General features: G+C 45.0%; 17 protein-coding genes and 1 pseudogene. 7 read left to right on the top strand and 11 right to left on the bottom strand.

From position 1 onward, the window contains the following. Positions 1-7 precede the first annotated feature (7 nt). Together menD and AB4512_RS10605 are read right to left on the bottom strand one after the other, a co-directional pair. The gene (gene menD, locus AB4512_RS10610; RefSeq protein WP_372174886.1) at positions 8-1732 is read right to left on the bottom strand and encodes a 2-succinyl-5-enolpyruvyl-6-hydroxy-3-cyclohexene-1-carboxylic-acid synthase; all 1725 of its coding nucleotides are present in this window, start codon (positions 1730-1732) and stop codon (positions 8-10) included. Next, complete coding sequence (locus tag AB4512_RS10605; protein ID WP_372174885.1) at positions 1729-3036, bottom strand: isochorismate synthase MenF; 1308 nt, start codon at positions 3034-3036, stop codon at positions 1729-1731. The genes menD and AB4512_RS10605 overlap by 4 nt, the downstream gene beginning before the upstream one ends. Positions 3037-3332: 296 nt before the next feature. On the opposite strand from AB4512_RS10605, the gene AB4512_RS10600 reads away from it, so the two are divergent. From AB4512_RS10600 to AB4512_RS10590, 3 genes are all read left to right on the top strand, one after another. After that, positions 3333-4565, top strand: coding sequence for a pyridoxal phosphate-dependent aminotransferase (locus AB4512_RS10600; RefSeq protein ID WP_017060166.1), 1233 nt, complete (start codon positions 3333-3335; stop codon positions 4563-4565). A gap of 170 nt (positions 4566-4735) precedes the next feature. Continuing rightward, a complete protein-coding gene (gene yfbR / locus AB4512_RS10595; protein WP_372174884.1) occupies positions 4736-5320 on the top strand; it encodes a 5'-deoxynucleotidase in 585 nt (194 codons plus the stop codon). Positions 5321-5375: 55 nt separating this feature from the next. Further along, complete coding sequence (locus AB4512_RS10590) at positions 5376-6719, top strand: anti-phage deoxyguanosine triphosphatase (protein WP_017060614.1); 1344 nt, start codon at positions 5376-5378, stop codon at positions 6717-6719. Positions 6720-6745: 26 nt separating this feature from the next. Here AB4512_RS10590 and AB4512_RS10585 read toward each other — a convergent pair whose 3' ends face one another. Further along, on the bottom strand, positions 6746-7345 hold the full coding sequence (locus tag AB4512_RS10585; RefSeq protein ID WP_017060615.1) for a tRNA-uridine aminocarboxypropyltransferase: 600 nt from the start codon (positions 7343-7345) through the stop codon (positions 6746-6748). Between the two features lie 9 nt (positions 7346-7354). On the opposite strand from AB4512_RS10585, the gene rrtA reads away from it, so the two are divergent. After that, positions 7355-7903, top strand: a complete 549-nt coding sequence (gene rrtA / locus AB4512_RS10580) for a rhombosortase (RefSeq protein WP_017060616.1) — start codon at positions 7355-7357, stop codon at positions 7901-7903. On the opposite strand, the gene AB4512_RS10575 is transcribed toward rrtA, so the two are convergent. The 8 genes and pseudogenes from AB4512_RS10575 to AB4512_RS10540 form a co-directional block, all read right to left on the bottom strand. Next, entirely contained in the window at positions 7894-8193 is a 300-nt protein-coding gene (locus tag AB4512_RS10575; RefSeq protein ID WP_017060617.1) for a helix-hairpin-helix domain-containing protein, read from the bottom strand. The genes rrtA and AB4512_RS10575 overlap by 10 nt on opposite strands. A 224-nt stretch (positions 8194-8417) precedes the next feature. Further along, positions 8418-10283 (bottom strand): peptidylprolyl isomerase, encoded by a 1866-nt coding sequence (ppiD, locus tag AB4512_RS10570; protein WP_017060618.1) that lies wholly within the window; start codon positions 10281-10283, stop codon positions 8418-8420. Between the two features lie 218 nt (positions 10284-10501). Next, on the bottom strand, positions 10502-10795 hold the full coding sequence (locus tag AB4512_RS10565; protein ID WP_012604504.1) for an HU family DNA-binding protein: 294 nt from the start codon (positions 10793-10795) through the stop codon (positions 10502-10504). A gap of 168 nt (positions 10796-10963) precedes the next feature. Further along, positions 10964-13315, bottom strand: a complete 2352-nt coding sequence (gene lon, locus AB4512_RS10560) for an endopeptidase La (protein ID WP_017060619.1) — start codon at positions 13313-13315, stop codon at positions 10964-10966. 132 nt (positions 13316-13447) lie between these two features. Further along, positions 13448-14728 carry an ATP-dependent protease ATP-binding subunit ClpX gene (gene clpX, locus AB4512_RS10555; RefSeq protein ID WP_009847283.1) on the bottom strand — a complete coding sequence of 427 codons (1281 nt, stop codon included), beginning with the start codon at positions 14726-14728 and terminating at the stop codon, positions 13448-13450. Positions 14729-14809: 81 nt separating this feature from the next. Next, positions 14810-15436, bottom strand: a complete 627-nt coding sequence (gene clpP / locus AB4512_RS10550) for an ATP-dependent Clp endopeptidase proteolytic subunit ClpP (RefSeq protein WP_004736080.1) — start codon at positions 15434-15436, stop codon at positions 14810-14812. Positions 15437-15541: 105 nt separating this feature from the next. Continuing rightward, complete coding sequence (gene tig / locus AB4512_RS10545) at positions 15542-16840, bottom strand: trigger factor (RefSeq protein WP_017060621.1); 1299 nt, start codon at positions 16838-16840, stop codon at positions 15542-15544. Positions 16841-17134: 294 nt separating this feature from the next. After that, positions 17135-17317, bottom strand: a pseudogene (locus AB4512_RS10540) (hypothetical protein); the annotation flags it as partial. 163 nt (positions 17318-17480) lie between these two features. Here AB4512_RS10540 and AB4512_RS10535 point away from each other — a divergent pair. The 3 genes from AB4512_RS10535 to AB4512_RS10525 all read left to right on the top strand — a co-directional run bounded on the left by AB4512_RS10535 (position 17481) and on the right by AB4512_RS10525 (position 20932). After that, positions 17481-19301: an ATP-binding protein gene (locus AB4512_RS10535; protein WP_137001538.1), complete on the top strand. Its 1821-nt coding sequence runs from the start codon at positions 17481-17483 to the stop codon at positions 19299-19301. Positions 19302-19330: 29 nt separating this feature from the next. Beyond that, positions 19331-20680 (top strand): sigma-54 dependent transcriptional regulator, encoded by a 1350-nt coding sequence (locus AB4512_RS10530; RefSeq protein WP_136974223.1) that lies wholly within the window; start codon positions 19331-19333, stop codon positions 20678-20680. A gap of 78 nt (positions 20681-20758) precedes the next feature. Continuing rightward, complete coding sequence (locus AB4512_RS10525; protein ID WP_017060624.1) at positions 20759-20932, top strand: hypothetical protein; 174 nt, start codon at positions 20759-20761, stop codon at positions 20930-20932. Positions 20933-20956: the final 24 nt, after the last annotated feature.

Below are 20956 nucleotides of genomic sequence, written 5' to 3'. Positions count from 1 at the left end.
AAAGTCCTTAGGCTAATGCCTCGGTGAGCATTGAACTGAATTGTTTCAGCAAAGTAGACGCTTGTTCGGGAGGCGTCTTAACTTCAACGAGCAAGGTACCCTGACCCTGTTCGAAATGTTGTTCGATAATGTTTTGATAGCAATTCAAAGTTTCTGGCGCCGCATAACCAAGTTGGAACTGCGCAGCAGCGTGTTCAAAACTGAAACCATGAGGCATTTGATATAGAGACTGTTTTTGTTGCTCAGGAACCGGCAAAAAATCAAAGATTGCCCCACCATCGTTATTGGTAACCACAATAACCATTGGTGTTGTGCTGTGAGTAAGTAGCGCCAGCGAATTTAGGTCGTACAACAAAGAGGTGTCACCAATCAGCATCATCAAAGGATTCTGGTTGGCTTTTATCACTCCCGCAGCCGTCGCCACCAAGCCATCAATGCCCGATGCACCGCGGTTGCTGTAGACTTGAGTCGCAGAGATTGATGACAGCATATCCACCAGCCTTACCATCAAGCTATTTCCCACAAAAAGCTCTCTGCCCTTAAGTCTAGACGACAAGTCAACGGCAACGCTCAACTCTGTCAGTTGGTCGTTATTAGAGATTTGCGCCAACGCTAACTGCTGAACCGTATTCGCGACTTCCGCCAAAGATGCCGCCCAGCCAGCATGTTCTCCCAACAGCGTTGGTAGATGTTGCTCTGATAACCAATGTTCGATATCAGCGACAATATGAGTTTGAGGCAGATGATCTTGATTAATACGATGTGCATCTGGTGAAACAACGATGTACTGCGATGAACAAAATGTGGCAGCTTGTTCTTTTACCCATTGGTTAAGACGCTTAGATACGATGCGCTCACCAAACTGGATAATAAAATCACACTGACTAAGCTGTGCTTTGGCTGCGTCACTTTGCATCCATAAATCATAGTGTTTCCAGTCACTACTGACACCCGATTGAGGGTCACAGAATACTGGCCAGCCCAAAGCTGTCGCAAACTGCTTGGCTTTAATTGCGGCTTCATTCTCGATAGAACCAATAATCACTGCGCCTTTACGAGCGACATAATCACTTGCTGAGACAGGCTGAGCGATTAAATGACTGGGCAAATAAGTGTTCGAGTAAAGGCAGGTTGAAGCTCTCCAAGCTGCCACGCTCTTTGTATAATCCGCATACATCTCAGCACTACTCTTAGAATAGAGCGGCTCTGGGAACGGACAATTGATATGAATCGCACCGCCAACATTGCGTTGTTTCGCAAGCGCGCTATCAACCGATGTTAGAAGCCAATTCAATGAAATCTGTGTGGTTGGGCTTGGCAGGTTTAAAGCACTTTCTACATGGGAAGAAAAGATACCATGCTGCTGAATCGCTTGATTGGCACCACAGTCGACCAAGTCGATGGGCCTATCAGAGGTTAGCAAGAGCAGCTTCTCTCGTGTCAGCCCAGATTCAGCCGTCGCAGGAAGCAAATTCGCCACAGCGGTTCCTGATGTCACAATCACCGCAACCGGTTTGTTGCTAGCCTTTGCTAAGCCTAAAGCTAAAAACCCAAGACCACGCTCATCAAAGTGCGTGTGTAAGGTTAACTTGGAGTTGGCTTCAGCTTCGAGAGTTAGCGGCGTTGAGCGAGAGCCCGGAGCAACACAAACATGTTCAACGCCATTGCGTGCAAGCTCTTCAAGTAACGTGTGACACCAAACTCTATTTAATACGGCTTGGTCGTGATTCATGACGCGACACCCAATGGAGGGTGATCTGAAATTAAGCTAAGCAGAGTAGACATCTTCTTGTTCAGCTCTTGCCATTCATGTTCGGCAACCGATCCCGGCACGATCCCCGCGCCAGCAAACAGTTGTACTTGATCGTTTACAATCAAGGCGCTTCGAATCGCCACGCAGAATTCCGCTCGCTGATGACTGATATAGCCTACAGAGCCTGCATACCAACCTCGTGCAAACGGTTCGTGTTCAAGAATGAAATCCATCGCCTCTTTACGAGGTAAACCCGCCACCGCAGCAGTTGGCTGTAAGGCAGCAAGCAACTGCACACCATTAACGCCATTGTTGAGCTGAGCATGGATATTGCGCTTCAAATGCTGCACCTTACGCAAGCGCACTAGACGCGCATCCTTTTCAACATGGACCGTTTGAGAATGAGGAGTGAGACGCTCAATGATGTCGTCGACCACATACTGGTTCTCATTGAGGTTTTTGCTGTCTTGAGAAAGCCAGTTGGCCAGTTCCATATCCTCAGTAGCGTTCTCTCCGCGACCAATGGTTCCAGCAAGCGCCTCGGTATCAAGCTCCGTACCATGTCGGCTATATAAGCGCTCTGGTGTCGAGCCAATGAAACTGTGTTTAGAATCCAGCACCAACATAAAGTGGAAACTGTGGTGATTTTGCAGATAGCTGGCTTTAAGTAATTGAGCTGCGCAGATAGGCGCATCGAGTTGCAGTGTGGTTTTACGTGCTAAAACGACTTTTTTGTACTCTTCATCGCTAATGCCTTGCAGCACTTTATCGACAAGGTTGCCCCACTGCTCTCTTTCTGGAACGTGATTGATCTGTTCAATATGGGCAGACACAGGCGCCAATATCGCGGCTTCTACAGAAAGCTTATTCAAAGCATTAATAGAAGAAACGCGATCAGGGGACAAATTAACCGCCAGCGACCAAGTATTGTCAAAGCGGATCAATTCAACCTGAGGAAGGAAGAAAAACGACTCCATGCAGCGACGGTTCTTTGCGGTGTGCCCATCAAACGAGCGTCCACCCCAGATTCGTTGGTCTTCACCAAGAATAGCGTACGCGGGTGCAGGATCTGAAAACGTATGTAACTGTCCGAGCGCAACAACCTCTTCACGAGTGTCGCGTGACTGCCAGTAGAACTTTGGAAAGAGCGGTTGAGCATGAAGCCATTCTATAAATGCAAACGATGGTTTTTGCGTTAGAACTTCAACACAACGAACTTCGCTTGCTTGGGCATTTTGTACTCGCTCAATCAAAGCGGAGATAGTTTGCTGGAAATGTGACAAATCGACCTCGTTCACATCTAAATTATTATTATATTAGTTTGATACTTTATGGGCAGTACCCACTTAGATCAAGAATGTACTATATCTTTTCAACATTCCTGTGATTTTAAGCGATCCCGCCCCTTTATTCATCTTAGCCAATAACCAAGAAAGCGATTAATTAAAATTTAGAAAAGAGTGACAACAAAAAGGCTAAACGTGATACTGAAATGCGACATTCATCAGATTTTTATTCTATCAAACGCCATTTTGCGGTACTTTAATAAAGTATTTAAATTAATTTCAGGAAATCGGCAATGCAAAATATCGGGATGTCGTCAAAACTCAACAGCGTATGCTACGAAATCAGGGGGCCTGTACTCAAACATGCTAAGCGCATGGAAGAAGAAGGGCATAAAATACTGAAGCTTAATATTGGTAACCCCGCCCCATTTGGTTTTGACGCCCCTGATGAAATCCTTGTTGACGTAATCCGTAACCTACCGACATCTCAAGGTTACTGCGACTCAAAAGGCATCTATTCAGCCCGCAAAGCGGTTGTTCAGCACTACCAGAAAAAAGGCCTACGTAACCTTGATGTAGAAGACGTTTACATTGGTAACGGCGCATCAGAGCTTATCGTTATGTCTATGCAAGCGCTACTGGATAATGGTGATGAAATCTTAGTTCCCGCTCCGGATTACCCACTATGGACAGCGTCTGTTGCGCTTTCTGGTGGTACACCGGTTCACTACATGTGTGATGAAGATGCTGATTGGTATCCAGATTTAGACGACATGCGCGCGAAGATCTCACCAAAGACGCGCGGCATCGTTCTTATCAACCCGAACAACCCAACAGGCGCGGTATACAGCCGTGATTTCCTATTACAAGTGGTTGAGATTGCTCGTGAGCACGGTTTGATCATCTTCGCCGATGAAATCTACGACAAAGTACTTTACGACGGTGCGGTACACACTTCAGTGGCAACGCTTGCTGAAGACGTATTAATGGTCACGTTCAACGGCCTATCTAAAGCTTACCGTGTATGTGGTTTCCGTGGTGGTTGGATGTTCTTAACAGGCCCTAAACACCTAGCGAAAGGCTATGTAGAAGGGCTAGAAATGCTGGCCTCAATGCGTTTGTGTGCCAACGTTCCGATGCAACATGCTATCCAAACCGCACTCGGTGGCTATCAGAGTATCAATGAGCTGATTCTTCCAGGCGGTCGACTGCTTGAACAGCGTGACCGTGCATGGGAACTGATCAACAAGATCCCTGGCGTTTCTTGTGTGAAACCGAAAGGTGCAATGTACCTGTTCCCTAAAATCGACACCAACATGTACAACATCAAAGACGATCAGAAGTTTGTACTCGACTTCCTTAAGCAAGAGAAGGTGCTATTGGTTCAAGGTACGGGCTTCAATTGGCCGAAACCGGATCACTTCCGTATCGTGACTCTGCCGCACATCGAAGATCTAGAAATCGCAATTGGTCGTTTAGAGCGCTTCTTACAGACTTACAGCCAAGACGACCTCATCGAAGGTTAATGAGCACAAAGAAAGATGGCTACAATTTGCTGTTTTAAAAGACTTTAACTTGTATTCATTCACTTCTATGCTTAAAAGGCTCCTGTTTAGGAGCCTTTTTTGTATCCGCTGTCTCGTACGGTTTGAGTTAACATAAGATACGAGTGGAGCATTGTTTAAAAAGGACATTTATGAAACAGAGCCATTTCTTTGCCCATCTCGCACGCATGAAGCTAATTCAACGCTGGCCCCTGATGCGTTCGGTATCAAGCGAGAACATTTCAGAACATAGCCTACAGGTTGCTTTCGTGGCACACGCCTTGGCACTGATCAAAAACAAGAAGTTTGATGGTCAGCTTAACCCCGAGCACATTGCTCTGCTTGGCATGTACCACGACACCAGTGAGGTACTGACGGGTGATTTGCCAACGCCAGTTAAATACTACAACCCGGATATTGCACAAGAGTATAAGAAAATAGAAGCCGCGGCAGAACAAAGACTGCTTTCGATGTTGCCAGAAGAGTTCAGAGACGACTTCGCCCCCTTCTTAATATCTGGTACTGCGAGTAAAGAAGAGCAAAGCATCGTCAAGCAGGCAGATACTATCTGTGCGTACCTGAAATGCTTGGAAGAGCTCAGTGCGGGCAATCATGAATACGAGCGAGCCAAGCGCCGATTGGAAGAGACACTCGAACAACGCAAAAGCCCAGAAATGGACTACTTTCTCACCACATTCGCACCGAGCTTTGAATTATCACTAGACGAGATAAGCTAGCTGGGTATAAGTTGTTTTTAATTAGCTAAATAAAATCAATTTGATAGGTGCTATTTTGAATTCTCAACTCGAACCACCCTTTGTACTCGAACAAGAATGGCAGCATCGAAATGACGATGAACATAAAATAAGACGGGATGACCACCGCAGCCCGTATCAGCGTGACCGTGCGCGCGTGCTTCACTCTGCTGCTTTCCGTCGCTTACAAGCGAAAACCCAGATCCATGGCACCACGGTCAACGACTTTCACCGAACGCGCCTTACCCACTCTCTTGAGGCCGCTCAGCTTGGCACCGGTATCGTCGCTCAACTGAAGAAAAAGCAGCCCGAATTTCGAGACCTATTACCCTCAGACAGTTTGATTGATTCACTGTGTTTGGCTCACGACATCGGTCATCCACCCTATGGACATGGCGGCGAAGTCGCACTCAACTACATGATGCGCGACCACGGCGGCTTTGAGGGCAACGCTCAAACGTTTCGCATAGTCACACAGCTAGAACCTTACACTGAACATCACGGGATGAACCTATCTCGACGCACTTTGTTAGGTCTAATTAAGTACCCTTCTCTGCTGAGTGAGGTTCAAGCTAAATTGCAGTCTGAACCCGTTAAGCATCAACGACAACTCCGAGCTAAAGATTGGATGCCAGCAAAAGGCATCTACGATCATGATGAAGAGTTGTTTAACTGGGTGCTTGAACCGCTTTCAAGCAGCGACCAACAGCTCCTAAAACAGAAAAGAAAAACGCATACCGAGCCACTTGAGCACAACAAGACCAAATATAAGTCACTGGATTGTTCGATCATGGAACTTGCTGACGACATCGCGTATGGCGTGCACGATTTAGAAGATGCGATTGTGCTTGGCTCTGTGACCAAAGCTCAGTGGGTCGAATCGGCTTACCCTCAACTGAAAGAGATGGCCGACCCATGGATTTGTGAACACCTAGATTCAATTACAGAGATGCTTTTCTCTGGTGAACAGTATCGTCGAAAGGATGCGATTGGTGGGATAGTCAACGCACTGTTGACCAGTATCTCGATTAAGCGAGTGGAGGCTAACTTTGAGAATGTACTGTTGGCTTACAATGCGGTGCTCGAGCCGAGCATGGACGGCACACTCGATAAGCTGAAACACTTTGTCAGCGAGTTCGTTATTCAAGTGCCACAGGTTCAGGTCATCGAATACAAAGGTCAACAGATCATCATGGATATGTTTGAAGCATTCAGCGCAGATCCTGAACGCTTGCTGCCACTGCCCATCAAGAAGCAATGGCTACAACATCAAGATGAGTCTCGAAAAATGCGCGTGATAGCCGATTACATTTCATCGATGACTGATGATCTTGCGCAGAAAATGCATCAGCAATTGTTCTCAGCTCATACCGAGTTTTAATTCCTGACTCACTTTACTAAAACGGCTTAATCTAAGTAGTTTTTCTCAAACACGCCCGGCGGCATTTGATTGATTTGAAACTGAATCATTTGGTCAAATGCCGTTAGCAAAGGGCTAAAGTCGCCATCACGCTCTAACAAGCTAAGTAAATGATAGCCAGCTTCAACGGTTGAAAGGCTATTTTCACTGGGTGCTTTGCGAATTCGGTAATTACCCTTGAGATCTTTCGGTAAATGAACCGTGTTCAACGCATGCAAGTTACTCGATACTTGCCACATCTTGAATGCTTTCTTCCACGTGCCATCCAATAAAATCACACGCAGCTTCTTATTGGGAGATGTCGCCGACTCAACTGAAACAGAGTTTTCGCTTGGGTATAAAATCACATGTTGATACTGTTCATCGCACAACAATGCGTTGAGTTGTTCGTTGTCTGAAAAGTCTTCGCCAACAAACGTCACGCTGTTATTAAGAGATAACGAGAGAATACGCGCTGTTCCCATCGGACGATGCTCTTCTGATGGGTGCTGAAGAATGATAAGCTCAACATTCGATTCGAGTGGTGTAACCCACTGACAAATACAAGCTTTCAAAGCCTTGCTGCATTGGGGGCAATAACGAGACATGGATTTAATGTGTACCCTGTTTTAATTTTCATTTCACTTTTATGCGTCTTATTCCAATTTGAGCCAATACAAGCTTGGGTCGTTTGGGATAGCAATGCGATTGCCGATGGGCAATGGTGGCGAATCCTAACAGGAAACTTTTCACATACCAACTACTCGCATCTTCTGATGAATCTAGCAGGCTTGTGGATCATCAGCTACCTGTTTCAACCGAGTAAAAAACAGCTTGTTGTTGCTTTGCTTGTGATCAGTTTAGTGACTGGCGTCGCTCTGTTGTTTTCAAGTATTCAGATCTACGTTGGCCTATCGGGCACTTTGCATGGGTTGTTTGGCTTATTCGCGCTCAGAGAGGCTTTAAACGGCAGGAAGTCTAGTTGGCTGTTAGTATTCGGATTAGTCGCTAAAATCGCTTGGGAGCAGCTTATTGGCCCTTCTAGCACGACTGGTGAACTGATTAATGCTCGTATCGCGATTGAAGCCCACCTAGCAGGTGCATTGGCCGGAGGCTTCATATCTATCGCTTCATTTCTAACAAGTAGAAAAACGGGTCAAAGTTGAATTCTTTCGCGGTTCTTTTCAACCGTCGCTTCACCTATCCCTTTGACACTCACCAAATCATCAGCAGTAGTAAATGCCCCGTTCTGATCTCTGTAATCGACGATTTCTTTGGCTTTCTTGTCACCCACGCCAACCAATAGTGCTGAAAGTTCTTCTGCCGTCGCGGTATTGATGTTGACCGTAATCTCAATGCCTTCGTAAAGCTCAGCCTTGGTTGGGCTGTCTGCAAACACGGCAGGGCTTAAGAGCATCAGAAATGAAAGAATTAGTGTTGAATATATCGTGCGCATAAATAGTTCCTTTGTTCAAAAAACGTAACTTATGCATTTGCCGCGCTAGATAACACAATCACCAGATAAAAATAAAGCGGATCACCTAAGTGACCCGCTTCGTTATACATCTTATTTTCATCAGCTTGTTTGTTGGCTCACAAATCTGAATTAAAGCCTAACAATCACGTGTTGATTTCAGTAGTAAGCTCTAACTTGAGCTTGCTACTGATGTAATCAAACGCTTACTGACCTTGACCCACTACGTAGTATTCAACGTCTGCGTTTTTACGAAGTACGTTTAATACGTTAGTCAGGTCTTGCTGGTTACCAACTCGCTCCAACTGTGCACCAATTTGAGTGCTGTAGGCTGGGTTGATCTCAGCCGTTACTTTAGAAAGCTCAACAACAACGATATTACCGTCTTGGTCTTTAGATTGACCGAACACAGCTTGACCTGCTTCTGGTTTCGCTAGAGCGAATACAGATGCCGCTAATGGCGAGTTACGGTCAATCGTTTCAAGTTCAGTGAACTCAAGGTTGTTGTCCGCTAGTACTGCTTCATTGCCTTGCTCAAGTTCGTTCACTAGAGAAACACCTAGCTCAACCGCTTGCTGCTCTGCTTGTACAGCAGACAGTGCAGCGACAACTTGATCTTTCACTTCAGCTAGAGGAAGAACTGTCTCATCACGAGTCTCTTCTACACGAACAACAATTACGTGCTCAGGTGCAACTTCGATAACTTCCGAGTTTAGACCGTCTTCTTTCACTTCAGGGCTCAAGATAGCTTGCATAACTGCAGGCGTCATCAGAACTTCTGGAGCGTCAACTTGAGAGATGAAATCTGTCGTTGTGATCTTCGCGTTGATAGCTTCTGCAGAATCATCTAGAGAATCTGGAAATTCAAACGCTACTTTTTCTAGCTCAGTTTGTTGCTCGTAGAACTGATCAACTGCGTGTTGGTCTAGAAGCTCTGTCTTAATCTCTGCCGCTACTTCAGTGTAAGGCTGAGCTTGAGACGCTTTTAGTTCGTCTAGCTTGATGATGTGGTAGCCGAAATCAGATTTAACTAGGCCAGTAGTATCGCCAATATTCTCAAGAGCGAAAGCCGCGTCTTCGAATGCAGGGTCCATAACATCGCGCTCAATCCAACCTAGGTCACCGCCAACGTCTGCACTACCGAAGTCGTCAGATTTCTCTTCCGCTAGCGTAGCAAAATCAGCGCCTGCATTTAGCTCGTCTAGGATTGCCTGAGCTTTCGCTTCGTCATCGCCTTGAACTAGGATGTGGCTAACTTTACGTTGCTCTTCCGTTGAGTACTTGTCTAGGTGCTCTTGGTAGTATTTCTGTGCTTCTTCATCGCTTACTTCAAGCTGAGACTTAAGCGCTTCAGCAGAAAGCTCAATGTAAGATACCTTAGCTTGCTCTGGACGAGTGTAAGCTGCTGGGTTCTCTTGGTAGTACTGTTCGATTTGCTCGTCAGTTAACTCGATGTCTTTTGCAAGGTCAGCAACAGACAGTGTCACTGTGCGAATGTCACGAGTTTGTGCGATAAGCTTGCTCTGAGTATCGATTTCGCCCTGAAGAACGAATTCACTGCCTTGAAGTGCAGTCACAAGCTGGTTGCGCATAAGGTCACGACGCATGTATTCAGCGAAGCTCTCTGCGCTGAAACCTGCACGACGTAGTGCCGATTGGTAAACTTCTTGGTCGAATTGACCCGCCGTTTGGAACTGAGGCATTTCTAGAATCATGGTGCGGATTTGAGAATCACTGATTCGTAGGCCTAGAGACTCAGCTTGCTGCTCAAGCAGTACGTCATTGATCATGCGATCAAGTACTGATTTACGGAAAGACTCTACGTAAGCAGGGTCTGCAAGCATTTGCGCGAAGTAATCGCCAAGTTGAGACTGCATACGATTACGTTCGTTTTGGTAAGCCTGTTCGAACTCACCACGAGCAATTTCTGTGTTGCCAACTTTAGCTGCTGCGTTGTTACCGCCACCGGTGATGTAGCTGCCTACACCTGCGAATACGAATGACAGGATAATCAACCCAAGGATAATTTTTACCGCGATGCTATTCACGCCTTCGCGTAATCGATCCATCATAATTTAAGTGCTCTCCGGATATGAAGCATTGGCTTCAAAATAAAAATCTATTCACGCGATATTATCAGAAAAAGAAATGCGCATCAGTAGGATGCGCATAATTTAAATAAGTTCAATGTGCTTTGTACACATACTGTTTAAGAATGAAACATCATTTTTCAAACAGTAAACGCATTTTACTGCCTTCCCCTCTTAAATGGAGGTTTCAGCAGTGAAAATTAGTTACATGCGTCTTTAAGTGCTTTACCCGCTTTGAAGCCAGGTACTTTAGCTTCTGCGATTTGGATCTCTTCACCAGTTTTTGGGTTACGACCTGTACGAGCAGCACGAGTACGAACACTGAAAGTACCAAAGCCAACAAGTGCAACTTGGTCACCAGATTGTAGCGTTGTGCCAACTGCTTCGATGAATGCGTCTAGAGCGCGGCCAGCTGAAGCTTTAGAGATGTCTGCGTTTTCTGCGATTGATTCTACTAGTTGTGTTTTATTCACTGTTTTTCCCCTATGTGTCATCTGTGACTACTTCTGATGACTGTACGTTCCATTTTGGTTTTAATTTAGCCGCAAGCCTTATTGCAAAAGGGCTGCCGCTTTGATCAATAACTTAGCGTCCAAAAAAAACGCTGACAAGCCTTTTCGGGCCTATCAGCGTAATTCTTTACTTATTTTTGCTATGCATCACTATTTTTTCACGTCAAACTCGACCCCTGACGGATCTCGTTCTAGCGCGACTTTGAGTACTTCATCAATCCACTGAACCGGGATCACCTTCAAGTCAGCGATTACGTTGTCTGGAATCTCTTCCAAATCACGCTCATTGTCTTTAGGGATCAGTACAGTTTTGATGCCGCCACGGTGTGCAGCAAGCAGTTTTTCTTTCAAGCCACCGATAGGTAAAACTTCACCACGAAGGGTAATTTCACCTGTCATACCGACCTCTGCTTTAACCGGGTTACCCGTCAAGCTAGAGACAAGTGCAGTACACATTGCGATACCCGCACTCGGGCCATCTTTCGGTGTAGCACCTTCTGGTACGTGAACGTGAATGTCACGTTTTTCGTAGAAATCTGAGTTGATACCCAGTTTTTCAGCACGAGAACGAACCACTGTCATTGCCGCTTGAATCGACTCTTTCATCACGTCGCCAAGTGAGCCAGTTTGCGTTAGCTTACCTTTGCCCGGCATTGCTTCGGTCTCGATAGTCAGTAGATCACCACCCACTTGAGTCCACGCTAGGCCTGTTACTTGACCGATACGGTTGCTTTCATCCGCTTTACCGAAGTCGTGGCGTTGAACACCTAAGTACTCTTTCAGGTTATCAATGTTAACCGTTACAGACTTAAGATCGCTGTCTAGCAAGATGTTCTTCACTGCTTTACGACAGATCTTTGAGATTTCACGCTCTAGGCTACGTACACCCGCTTCACGCGTGTAGTAACGAATGATGCCGATGATTGCAGAGTCTTCAATCTCAATTTCATGAGGCTTAAGACCGTTGCGTTGAACTTGCTTGTCCAGTAAATGGCTCTTAGCAATGTTCAGCTTCTCATCTTCTGTGTAACCAGATAGACGAATCACTTCCATACGGTCCAGTAGAGGCCCAGGAATGTCCATCGAGTTCGATGTTGCCACGAACATAACATCTGACAGATCGTAATCTACTTCTAGGTAGTGATCGTTAAATGCGTTGTTTTGTTCTGGATCTAGAACTTCTAGAAGTGCTGAAGATGGGTCGCCACGCATATCAGAAGACATCTTATCGATCTCATCTAATAGGAACAGTGGGTTCTTAACACCAACTTTAGACATCTTCTGGATCAGTTTACCCGGAAGTGAACCGATGTACGTACGACGGTGACCACGAATCTCAGCTTCATCACGAACGCCACCAAGTGCCATACGCGTGTACTTACGACCCGTTGCCGCAGCAATCGAACGACCTAGCGAGGTTTTACCTACACCAGGAGGACCAACAAGACAAAGGATTGGGCCTTTTAGCTTGTTGATACGGTTTTGTACTGCCAAGTATTCAAGAATACGTTCTTTAACACGCTCTAAGCCGTAGTGGTCTTCGTTTAAGATCTCTTCCGCTTTCGCTAGATTCTTTTTCACTTTTGAACGCTTAGCCCAAGGAACGCCCACCATCCAATCAATGTAGCTACGTACTACTGTTGCTTCAGCAGACATTGGCGACATCATTTTCAGTTTTTGCAGTTCTTGCTCGGTTTTTTCACGAGCTTCTTGAGGCATCTTAGAGTCTTCGATCTTCTTCTTCAGAGTCTCGAATTCATCAGGAGCGTCGTCCATCTCGCCAAGTTCTTTCTGAATCGCTTTCATTTGCTCATTCAGGTAGTACTCACGCTGAGATTTTTCCATTTGCTTCTTAACGCGGCCACGAATGCGTTTTTCAACTTGCAAGATGTCAATTTCTGACTCCATTTGGCCCATCAAGAATTCCAGACGTTCAGTCACATCTAAGATTTCTAGAACGTGCTGCTTGTCTACCAGTTTAAGTGGCATGTGTGCAGCAATCGTATCAGCAAGGCGAGCTGCCTCATCAATACCGTTCAGAGATGTTAGAACTTCTGGTGGAATCTTTTTGTTCAGCTTAATAAAGCCTTCGAATTGATTGATCGCGCTGCGAACAACCACTTCTTGTTCTTTTTCGTCAAGTTCTGAGGTTACAACGTATTCTGCGTCCGCTAAGAAAAACTCACTTTCTTTGAATTGGTGAATTTTTGCACGCTGCTGACCTTCGACAAGCACTTTAACAGTACCATCAGGGAGCTTTAGTAACTGAAGAATGGTAGCGACAGTTCCTACTTTAAATAGGTCGTCAATTGAAGGCTCATCAGTGTCCGCTTCTTTCTGCGCTACAAGTAGTACTTGTTTGTTAGCTTCCATTGCCGATTCAAGGCAAGTAATCGATTTTTCACGACCAACAAACAATGGAATAACCATGTGTGGGTAAACCACTACATCACGTAGAGGTAGCACGGGGATTTCGATACGCTCGGAACGTTCCAAGTTCATATATTTCTCTCTTCCGCTTTAACTTATAAAGCAGTATATGGGGCTTAAACGACTGGATTCAATGGAAGAATAAAAAAAAGGAGGTAATTGCTTACCTCCTTTTTCAATTTGAGTGACTTGTCTAAAAAAGACCTACTCTGCAACAGCTGCTTGGTTATCTGAGTTGCTGTAAATTAATAGTGGTTCTGACTCACCATTAATTACCGACTCATCAATCACAACCTTGCTTACATCAGTTGAAGATGGCAGTTCGTACATAGTTTCTAGTAGAACACCCTCCAAGATAGAACGTAGACCACGAGCACCTGTTTTACGGTTCATTGCTTTCTTAGCAATGGCACGTAAAGCATCTTCACGGAATTCTAACTCTGTATCCTCAAGCTCAAATAATGCTGCGTACTGTTTTGTAAGTGCATTCTTTGGCTCACATAGGATTTGGATTAGCGCTTCTTCATCAAGCTCTGTCAGTGTTGTTGTCACAGGTAGACGACCAATGAATTCTGGAATCAGACCATATTTCACTAGATCTTCAGGTTCTACTTGAGTGAACAATTCACCGATAGTTTTGGTTTCATCTTTTGAACGCACTTCTGCGCCAAAGCCGATACCTGAACCTGTTTCTACACGCTGTTCAATCACTTTATCTAGGCCTGCAAACGCACCACCACAGATAAATAAGATCTTAGACGTGTCCACTTGCAAGAACTCTTGCTGTGGATGCTTACGACCACCTTGAGGTGGAACTGAAGCTACTGTACCTTCAACAAGTTTTAGTAGAGCTTGCTGTACACCTTCACCAGACACGTCACGCGTGATTGATGGGTTTTCAGCTTTACGAGAAATCTTGTCGATTTCATCGATGTAAACAATGCCGCGTTCCGCTTTCGCTACGTCGTAATCACATTTCTGAAGCAACTTCTGGATGATGTTTTCAACATCTTCGCCCACGTAACCCGCTTCGGTTAGTGTTGTTGCGTCTGCCATTGTGAAAGGAACGTCTAGGAAACGAGCCAATGTTTCAGCCAGTAGTGTTTTACCACTACCAGTAGGACCGATAAGAAGAATGTTACTCTTACCTAGCTCTACGCCTTCAGCTGTCGTATCACCATTACGTAAACGCTTGTAGTGGTTATAAACTGCAACTGCTAGCACTTTCTTCGCGTATTCTTGACCGATTACATAGTCGTCAAGATGCTCACGAATCTCACGCGGCGTTGGCAGCGATTCCGATTCTTTCTTAGGAAGAACATCTTTAATTTCTTCACGAATAATGTCGTTACAAAGATCGACACATTCATCACAAATGTAAACAGAAGGACCTGCGATTAACTTGCGAACTTCGTGTTGGCTTTTGCCACAGAAAGAGCAGTAAAGCAGTTTACCGCTACCACCCTCTTTGCTTTTATCTGTCATTCGCTAACCTCTTAGCCTTAACTCTCTATGCTTGAGTGTATATCAATTTGAATCACTTTGCGTTAAACAATTGCCCTGCAATTATTGACCGCGGTGATTAAGAACTGAATCCACCAAGCCGTATTCTACTGCTTGATCAGCAGACATGAAGTTATCACGATCTGTATCGCGCTCAACAACTTCTAGAGGCTGACCTGTGTGCTCTGCCAATAGTTTGTTTAGCTTTTGTTTGATCGTTAGGATCTCTTGCGCGTGAATTTGAATATCAGACGCTTGGCCTTGGAAACCGCCAAGTGGCTGGTGAATCATTACACGTGAGTTTGGAAGCACGTGACGCTTACCAGGAGTACCACCCGCTAGTAAGAATGCACCCATAGAGCAAGCTTGACCCATACATACTGTGCTCACGTTTGGCTTGATGAACTGCATTGTGTCGTAGATAGACATGCCTGCTGTTACGCTACCGCCAGGTGAGTTGATGTAAAGATAGATATCTTTGTCTGGGTTTTCTGATTCCAAGAAAAGCAGTTGAGCCACGACAAGATTTGCCATGTGGTCTTCCACTTGACCTGTTAAGAAAATGATACGTTCTTTTAATAGACGAGAATAAATATCGTAAGAACGTTCACCACGGGAAGTCTGTTCAACCACCATAGGAACTAGTGCGTCCATAATCGATGGCATTGTATTTTTTTCTTGGTAGCTCATATTCTTATGTCCCTAAAATAAATGGCCCGAATGATTAAATCATACGGACCATTGTTAGCAGAATTGTTGACCGTACGTCAACCTTCTACGTCAGATATTACTATATTAAGCAGGTTGCTGATTCATTAGCTCGTTGAAGCTAACTTCTTTATCAGAAACTTGAGCTTTAGCGATGATTGCATCAATAGCTTGCTCTTCTAGAGCAACGTTGCGCATGTTGTTCATCATTTGCTCGTTTTGCTCGTAGTAAGCAATAACTTCTGTTGGATCTTCGTATGCTGTAGCCATCTCTTCGATGATAGCTTTAACTTTCTCGTCGTCAGCTTTTAGCTCTTCAGTCTTGATTACTTCACCAAGTAGAAGACCTACAACTACGCGACGTTTAGCTTGCTCTTCGAACAGCTCACGTGGAAGTTGGTCAGCAGCTTCAGTGTTGCCACCGAAACGTTGAGCAGCTTGTTGACGTAGAACACCGATCTCTTGATCGATTAGAGCAGAAGGTACGTCGATGTTGTTTTCGTTAACTAGACCGTCGATAGCTTGCTCTTTGATGCGGTTCTTAACAGCTTGCTTAAGCTCACGCTCCATGTTCTTACGAACTTCAGCTTTAAGACCTTCAACGCCGTCAGTTGCGCCGAACTTAGCAACGAATTCTTCGTTTAGTTCTGGAAGTTCACGAGCTTCAACTTTGTTTACTTTGATTGCAAACTTAGCTGCTTTACCTTTTAGGTTTTCAGCGTGGTAATCTTCTGGGAAGTTTACGTCGATTTCGAATTCCATACCTGCTGTTTTACCAACGATACCGTCTTCAAAACCAGGGATCATGCGACCAGCGCCCATCTCTAGTGGGAAGTTCTCAGCTTTGCCGCCTTCAAACTCTTCACCGTCGATAGAACCAACGAAGTCGATAGTTGCACGAGAACCAGCGTCAGCAGCAGCTTCAACTTCAGTCCAAGTTGCTTGTTGCTTACGTAGAGTTTCGATCATCTCTTCAACGTCAGCTTCTTTAACTTCTACTGCTGGTTTCTCAACAGTGATGTTTTCTAGACCTTTCAGCTCAACTTCTGGGTAAACTTCAAAAGTTGCGTTGAATACTAGGTCAGCGCCTTCGTTGTTTTCAACTGGTGCGAAAGTAGGTGCGCCAGCTGGGTTGATTTTCTCTTTAACGATCGCTTCGATGAAGTGACGTTGCATTACTTCGCCCATCACGTCTTGACGTACTGCTTTGCCGTACATTTTAGCAACCATCTTCATTGGCACTTTGCCTTTACGGAAACCATCGAAACGACGGTTTTTCGCGATGTTGCGTAGTTCAGCTGTAACTGCATCTTCGATGTTAGCAGCAGGAACAGTAATATTAAGACGGCGCTCTAGGCCTTCTAGCGTTTCAACAGTAACTTGCATTATATAAACCTCAAAACTGGCTCAGTAATCTGAGCATATGAGCCGTAACTTAGCTTTAATTCAAAAGCAGACGTTGTTGGCTGCATCCTTGTGTAGTGCTCTATCCGAACACCTAATTTAAAATCGAGCATTGATGTCTGAATTGATTATTCAACCAAACACCAGACTAATCAGCGATATCTTCGTTCTTCACACGTCGATTAAAACGCAATAAAGCTTGTTTTCAGAAACAAGAAAGGTATCTCCGATTAGCCTCAGGACAGAAATTTTAGACGCGACATTCTAGCGATCTGTTTAATCTCTGTCGAGCCGTTCACCTCTGCATGATGATGAATGCTCTAAATTCGTCCAACTAAGTGATACAAAAACGATCAAATCATCACTTAGCACAACAGAAATGGGGACAATAGCGACTTTTTCAAGGGAATCGAGGGCTTTTTTTGCTAAAAACCTTAAAAAGAGATCTTGCTCTTGTTTTACCCCTCAGAGTCGATAACTTTTTCAACAATCCCCGTTACAAACCCTTAACCTACATCCATCTGTTCACTCTCTGCTTTCAGCAAAAACTACCGCTATTTGCTACCATAAACGAGAGAAGACAGGCTTGATTGTTTACCAAAGAAATCAGCGGAGAGCCTTCATGTTTCAAGCTTTTAAAGTCCCAATACTGTTAATGGTCACATACAGTTTACTGATGGTGTTTGGCGGTCATTGGGTGTGGAGCACGAGCCATGAAAGTTTGTTAAATGATCATCAATCTAAGCTGGACCGCTTTTCTGTTCATATTTCAAGCCAATTGGATAAGTTCGCGCACATTCCCGAGCTGCTTTCAAAAGACAAAGAGCTGGTCGATGCCCTGCACTCTCCAAGTAACTCTGCGCAAATCGAACTCACTAATCGTTATCTAGAGCACGTAAACTCGGTGATTCAAGCATCCGACACCTACCTACTAGACAGTATCGGCACCACCATTGCAGCCAGTAACTGGAATCAACCGCGTTCTTTTATTCGTCGTAACTTTGCTTTCCGCCCCTACTTTCAAGAAGCGATTATTGGCAATGAAAATCAATATTTTGCGCTAGGTTCAACCTCTGGAAAGCGAGGCTATTATTATTCTTACCCCGTCTCCTATGCCGCCGAGATTATTGGCGTCATTGTCGTAAAGATGGATTTATCGCTGATTGAAGCAAGTTGGAAAGGCAAACAGAGTTTTTTTGTTGCTGACGATAAAGATCAAATTGTATTTATGTCGAGTAACCCTGAGTGGCTGTTCAAAAGCCTTCAGCCGCTAAGCGAAGTACAACACACTCGAATTCAAGAAAGCAGGCAGTATCTCGATACAAAAATAGAAAGCCTGCACTTCTCCGGCGATTTAGACAGTGCCACCAGTCGTATTGAGTCGCCACACAAACTCGTCCAAGAGCAGTTCTTTAGTTCTTCGCGTTTCCTAGCCGAACCAAGACTCACCATACGGGTATTTTCTCCAACCCACTTAGTTTGGTGGGACTTGGTTGCTTACCTTGTGGTTTTGAGCCTAATCTTTGCGATTATTTATCTAACAATGCAGCTCAACCACCATAGACAACAAAGACGAGCACAGATAGACAGGCTGCAATCCGAAGCCAAGCAAAAACTCGAATTTCAAGTGCTTGAACGTACATCGGAGTTACATGTTGAGATCAAACACCGTATCGAAACCGAGCATGTTCTGAGGCAAACCCAAGACGAGCTCATCCAAGCCGCCAAACTAGCAGTGCTAGGGCAGATGTCAGCGAGCATCAGTCACGAACTGAATAACCCGCTTGCCGCGATTCGCAGTTATGCCGACAACGGCCGATTGTTTCTTGCCAAAGAAAAAACCGATCGTGTCGATGACAATCTATCGCGAATCTCGGCACTCACTGATCGTATGGCGAAAATCAGCCACCAGCTTCGCTCGTTCGCCAAAAAATCTACTGCGGAAGAGCTACACACCTTACAAATACTCCCAGTTTTACATTCATCGAAAGAGCTGATGAAGCCACAACTCAAGAGCGAGCGAGTTAAGGTCAACGAACTCCCTGAGACCTTTGATGCTTGCGTGCTCGCCAACGCCATTCAACTGGAACAGGTGATCATTAACCTGCTGACCAACGCGATTCAGGCGGTGGAACAACAAGATGACAAACAATTAGCTATTCTGTTAGAGATTAGAGAGTCCGACCATCAACAAGCCAATACCTTGCTAATTCATGTCGATGATAACGGCCCCGGCTTCACCTCCCCTTCTAGCGGAAACTTTTTTGAACCCTTCCATACCACCAAGAAAAACGGACTTGGACTTGGGCTATCGATTTCTCAACAAATAATCAACGGAATAAATGGCAAGCTCGTTACCGGTAGTAGCCCTCAAGGCGGTGCTCGAATCAGCATAGAGTTGCCCCTTGTTGGACATGAACAGCAAACAAAAACTCAGCAATAACCAGAATACAAAGAAGTAAAGGAATCACTATGTGTCACGTCTATTTCATTGATGATGAATCCGATCTAAGAATGGCGATTGAACAGAGCTTCGAGCTCGCCGACATTGATGCCGAATTCTTTCCCGATGCGGAGTCTGCTCTGCTCGCGATTCAAGAAAACGGCTTACCTCACGTGATCATCACTGATATCTGTCTACCAGGTCTATCCGGGCATGATCTGCTCAACACCGTGATGCACAAAGACAAAGAGATCCCCGTGATCATGATTACTGGTCACGGCGATATTTCAATGGCCGTTCAAGCCATCCAATACGGCGCCTATGACTTCATTGAAAAACCTTTCGCTAATGAACGCCTAATCGAAACCACTAAGCGAGCGATAGAAAAACGTCAGCTCACACTAGAGAACCTTGAGTTAAAACGTTCACTCAAAGCCAGCCAAGCGCTCGGCCCTAGAATCATTGGTGATACGCAATCCATGACTGAGCTGCGCTCCATCATCACCCATATTGCCGACACCAATGCCGATATATTATTGTTTGGCGAGACAGGTACAGGTAAAGAGTTAGTAGCACGTTCTCTGCATGAACAAAGCAGCCGTCGAGAGCAAAACTTTGTCGCGGTCAACTGTGGTGCTGTTCCTGAAAACCTGATTGAGAGTGAACTGTATGGCCATGAAAAAGGGGCATTCACGGGCGCAGAAAGCATGCGAGTGGGTAAATTCGAGTTTGCTCAAGGCGGAACTCTATTCTTAGATGAAGTTGAATCCATGCCGATGCAGGCACAAATTCGCCTATTACGCGTCTTACAAGAACGCGTTATTGAGCGAGTTGGTTCAAACGGTTTAGTGCCACTAGATATTCGAGTGATAGCAGCAACCAAAGTCGACCTAAAGAAAGCCGCTGAAGAAGGCTCTTTCCGCCAAGATCTCTATTATCGACTCAATGTTGTGACCTTAGATTTACCGCCGTTAAGAAGCCGACAAGAAGATATCCCAGCACTCTTCCACCACTTCTTACTGGTCGCTGCGGCGCGTTATGGCAAGACTGCCCCTGCCCTTCCACAAAAGGAGCTGCACGCACTTTTGGCTCATGATTGGCCGGGAAATGTTCGAGAATTACGTAATACTGCAGAGCGTTTTGTACTTTTAGGTAAGCTTTCTCACTTATCAGACAGCGCCACTGAAACTACTCAAGAACTGTCTTTGGCAGAATTGGTATCTGACTTTGAAAAAAACACGTTGAAGCAGGCACTTATTGAATGCAATGGCAGTATAAAAGAGACCATGGAGAGGCTGCAATTACCTAGGAAAACCCTCTACGATAAGATGCAAAAGCACCAGCTAACGAAAGAATCTTATAAGGTAGAACCAAACTAAATTAGATTTGGGAGCAAGATCACCTATACTTATTTCGACAACAGGATGTTATGCAATAAATATAATAAGGAAGTGGTTATGGGTGAGAAAACAAAAGTGCCATCGATTACCGATACTTTCGAGATAGATGGTATTTTTTATGCTGACAATCATGTCGATCTACACACGCCAGAATTAGAGGCAAAACGCGCTTTGTATGAGCAGATAAAGCCTCATTCAAATCGTGGCAGAAATATAGATGAGGAGGTCTAGCGACCTCCTCATTTTTTATGGATT

The organism is Vibrio sp. 10N.222.52.B7, from assembly GCF_041474275.1.
GTDB lineage: Bacteria > Pseudomonadota > Gammaproteobacteria > Enterobacterales > Vibrionaceae > Vibrio > Vibrio crassostreae_C.
The sequence above is the reverse complement of the archived record's forward strand: the minus strand, read 5'-3'. Positions and strand labels throughout refer to the sequence as shown.

Coding starts and splice junctions, on each gene's coding strand:
- clpP (WP_004736080.1), bottom strand. CDS start 15,436: ATGAGCTACCAAGAAAAAAATACAATGCCATCGATTATGGACGCACTA.
- AB4512_RS10525 (WP_017060624.1), top strand. CDS start 20,759: ATGGGTGAGAAAACAAAAGTGCCATCGATTACCGATACTTTCGAGATA.
- ppiD (WP_017060618.1), bottom strand. CDS start 10,283: ATGATGGATCGATTACGCGAAGGCGTGAATAGCATCGCGGTAAAAATT.
- AB4512_RS10535 (WP_137001538.1), top strand. CDS start 17,481: ATGTTTCAAGCTTTTAAAGTCCCAATACTGTTAATGGTCACATACAGT.
- AB4512_RS10600 (WP_017060166.1), top strand. CDS start 3,333: ATGCAAAATATCGGGATGTCGTCAAAACTCAACAGCGTATGCTACGAA.
- yfbR (WP_372174884.1), top strand. CDS start 4,736: ATGAAACAGAGCCATTTCTTTGCCCATCTCGCACGCATGAAGCTAATT.
- AB4512_RS10575 (WP_017060617.1), bottom strand. CDS start 8,193: ATGCGCACGATATATTCAACACTAATTCTTTCATTTCTGATGCTCTTA.
- menD (WP_372174886.1), bottom strand. CDS start 1,732: ATGAATCACGACCAAGCCGTATTAAATAGAGTTTGGTGTCACACGTTA.
- AB4512_RS10565 (WP_012604504.1), bottom strand. CDS start 10,795: ATGACACATAGGGGAAAAACAGTGAATAAAACACAACTAGTAGAATCA.
- AB4512_RS10530 (WP_136974223.1), top strand. CDS start 19,331: ATGTGTCACGTCTATTTCATTGATGATGAATCCGATCTAAGAATGGCG.
- lon (WP_017060619.1), bottom strand. CDS start 13,315: ATGAACTTGGAACGTTCCGAGCGTATCGAAATCCCCGTGCTACCTCTA.
- clpX (WP_009847283.1), bottom strand. CDS start 14,728: ATGACAGATAAAAGCAAAGAGGGTGGTAGCGGTAAACTGCTTTACTGC.
- tig (WP_017060621.1), bottom strand. CDS start 16,840: ATGCAAGTTACTGTTGAAACGCTAGAAGGCCTAGAGCGCCGTCTTAAT.
- AB4512_RS10585 (WP_017060615.1), bottom strand. CDS start 7,345: ATGTCTCGTTATTGCCCCCAATGCAGCAAGGCTTTGAAAGCTTGTATT.